The organism is Bartonella sp. AP57NXGY (assembly GCF_042195805.1).
In the GTDB taxonomy this organism is placed as follows: domain Bacteria; phylum Pseudomonadota; class Alphaproteobacteria; order Rhizobiales; family Rhizobiaceae; genus Bartonella.
On the sequence record NZ_JBHIOZ010000091.1, the window covers coordinates 2,036 to 5,179 of the forward strand.

A 3,144-nucleotide genomic window follows, 5' to 3' on the forward strand; every position below is an offset into this window, starting at 1 on the left:
AGTAACATCTGAAAATAATGGGCTTCATGCAGATGGTGAACAATCTAAAATCACAATGACTGGAGGAACTGTAAAAGGGCAAAAAAGTGCTCTGTTGACAGAAAATGCCGGATATATTGATGTCACAGATATCACTCTCACCACAGATAACAAAGGAACTGGCGCAAAATCCATTGGTCCTAACAGCATGATTAATTTGCATGATAATGCAACCATTAAAGAGGCTATCATCGGACTTGAGGCAAAAGACAATGGTATCATCCAAATGACAGGAGGATCTATCACTGTTTCCGAGACAGGGGCTTCTTTTGAAAACAGCAAGAGTGACAACAACAAGTTAGAAAATGTCGTGATAACAAGCAGCAGCGATGATAAACCGATAACCACAGGTGTAAGTGCTGATAAGGAAAGCACGGTTACTTTAAAAAATATCACCGTTAAGAACGCACAAAAGGCTCTCTTGGCTAATGATAATTCCCAAATAACGGTAACGGACGGCGGTTCCTTTGGCGGTGAGGTACAAGCCAAGCAAGGCAGCACAATTACTTTAAATGATAATGTTATAGTAACATCTGAAAATAATGGGCTTCATGCAGATGGTGAACAATCTAAAATCACAATGACTGGAGGAACTGTAAAAGCAAAAGAAGCTGCATTTGTCTTAAAAGATGGCGGATATATTGATGTCACAGATATTTCTGCGAAAGCACAGTGCAATGGGATAAGCATTGATGACTCCAAAAACGATCAGACTTCAAGAATCAACCTGACCAATACAAACCTTTTTGTCGAAGATGGAACGGGTATTGTTGCCAACAATTCATCAAATGGTAAACTCAACCTCAAAGATTCAAAAATCAGTGCCGACAGGTTATTCGTGGGTATAACTCATGATACGCCAAAACCTGATCAAATCTTTACACTCACCGCAGAAAACTCTCTCTTACAGGGGGGAGTAAGAAATGACGAAAACAGCAGAACAACTTTCGATCTCAAAAACGATACAACATGGTTCGTAAACACTAGCACAAAAGAAAAAGATGATGCGGGCAAGTTACTTGATATTGCCCAAAGATCTCATTCTGATGTTTCTATACTTAATCTCGACAATAGTTCCATTGTTTTTCAACAGCCGACAGAAAACCATTATCATACATTGCATATAGGTTCTGGGAAACCAGACACGCAAGCAGTCTACAATGCTTCTGGTGACGCAAAGATTTCTTTTAATGTTGGATCTGTTGAGAGCTCTGATATAATCGATCAAAAAAATGATCGACTTCTGATCCAAGGAGATGTCTTAGGTACAACAACAGTTTATGTTATGAGTGATTTCAAAGATAGCAATAATATAACAGAAGCTTTTCACCCTTCTTCTAATACCAGTGGAGTTTCGCTCATTCAAGTTTCCGGGAAAGCAGATGAAAATTCCTTCAAATTAGCCAATGGTTATATCCAAGCAACTGGTTCACCTTATAAATATAGACTTACCGCTTATGGACCAACATCCAGCTATGGTGCTGCAAATGAAACACTAAACCTGTTGGGAGAAAATGATAATTTCTGGGATTTCCGTTTGCAGAAATTTATTTTACCACAAGTAGCGAGCTATTTGGCCGTACCTAATGCTCTCTTCTACGCTGGTTTTATCGATATGGCTCAACAAAGTACTCTGTTAGCTGATCTGAGAACAACAGCTATAGGGATCGAAGATAACGTCAAAAAAAATGGATTCTTTCTCTCTTCCTATGGAAGTATCGCAACCCTATCGTCACAACAATATGGCTATAACACAAACATTCGCTATGCTGCTACACAAGCAGGTTTTACAGCTTCTGCACAAAAGAGCCAAAATACAATCCTATATTGGGGTCTTACCGGAACCTATGCTCAATTATCCCTCACCCCCCAAAATATAGAAGATGCAGACAAGAGTACGCTTAACAAATGGGCAGTCACAGCCTACAGCGGTATAGAGCATAATAGCGGTTTCTATATGGATACACTCTTCTCTTATGGGATCTGGAAAGGAAATATCTCTACAGCCATCGCTAACAGTACCACTAAAGTCGATGATATAAAAATGTTAATTGCCTCAACAACAATAGGTCAAAAATTCACAACGGGTATTAAAGCCCTCACGTTTGAACCCCAGGCACAACTTGTTTACCAGCGTCTAATCTTTAATGCCTTTTCTGATGCTGATAATCTTAAAGTTGATATCGGTGAACCTTATCAATGGTTAGTACGCATTGGTGGACGTTTGACAAAAACTACTACCTCCACAGAAAAGAACCGTGTCATTTCTCTGTATGGAAAAGTGAACTTTCTCAAAACTTTTGGTGATGATGGTAAAGTACAGATTGGCGACACCTTTCCCCTTGATCCTACAGGATCTTCTATTGAAGGTGGGCTTGGCATCAATGCAAAATTGTCTCGCAGTTTAGCCCTCCATGGTGATATAAACTATCGAAAAAAGCTGCAAAAAACTGGTATATCCGGAACAAACTTTTCAGGAGGGATACGCTATCAGTTTTAAGGAAAGTCTGTAAATAGCCTATTCATTCTATTCAATTTAACAAAAAAGGCAGTATACATACTGCCTTTTTAATCTATGTAAGCTACTATTCTTATCCCCTGAAACTTTTTTCTTTTCTCCTCAATGATCTCCTTCCCTCCTATTTACACGAGTCACGCGGCATATTCATTATCGAATTTGTCTATAAAGCTAAGCAAAGTGTATTTTTAGATAATAAAAAGAAGACTACATTGGAAAAGATAATGATAAAAGAAACTCTCTCTTCATACCTTTTCTATGTTTATCCTCCTGTTTCTTCAATCCATTAGCTTAACACCACCCTGTAAGGATTCATTTATATGTCCATGTACCGTTTTTAGGCAAACCATTTTGACAATGCTTATCCCTCTAATTCCATACAGTATATTGATTTATAAAGATAATTCTTTGTTTTCCATGTTGAATGAGAGTCCCTAATATCGTAGGATTCTCTCATTTCAAACTTGTTTTATGTTGAAACAATTAAAAATTTTCTTGCACGTTACAAGCAGGGCTGGCGTGTGGAGAAAAGTTATATAAGAAAAGCCTGAGAAGTCCTCTCATGAACTGTCTCAAGAACCAAGGGC

Annotated in this window: 1 protein-coding gene; it reads left to right on the forward strand. The window is 38.3% G+C overall.

What is annotated here, in order from left to right:
* A partial coding sequence (locus ACFIL8_RS07505) for an autotransporter outer membrane beta-barrel domain-containing protein (protein ID WP_375689312.1) occupies window positions 1-2,539 on the forward strand: 2,539 nt, incomplete at its 5' end.
* Window positions 2,540-3,144: the final 605 nt, after the last annotated feature.